Origin of the sequence: Citrobacter sp. Cm046 (assembly GCF_030333065.1) — a bacterium.
GTDB classification, from domain to species: Bacteria; Pseudomonadota; Gammaproteobacteria; order Enterobacterales; family Enterobacteriaceae; genus Citrobacter; species Citrobacter murliniae.
Map to the genome: position 1 here is coordinate 1 of NZ_JAOWGP010000001.1, position 225 is coordinate 225.

Here is a 225-nt window from a genome sequence, read left to right on the forward strand (position 1 = left end):
GTCCCCTTCGTCTAGAGGCCCAGGACACCGCCCTTTCACGGCGGTAACAGGGGTTCGAATCCCCTAGGGGACGCCACTTGCTGGTTCGTGAGTGAAAGTCACCGGCCGTTATATCTCAAAACTCATCTTCGGGTGACGTTTGAGATATTTGCTCTTTAAAAATCTGGATCAAGCTGAAAATTGAAACGACACACTGTGTCTGTTCTCCGTAATAAGAACAGATAA

Annotated in this window: 1 tRNA gene; it reads left to right on the forward strand. The window is 48.4% G+C overall.

From position 1 onward, the window contains the following. Positions 1-76: transfer RNA gene (locus OGX98_RS00005), tRNA-Glu, on the forward strand. The last annotated feature ends 149 nt before the right edge of the window (positions 77-225 follow it).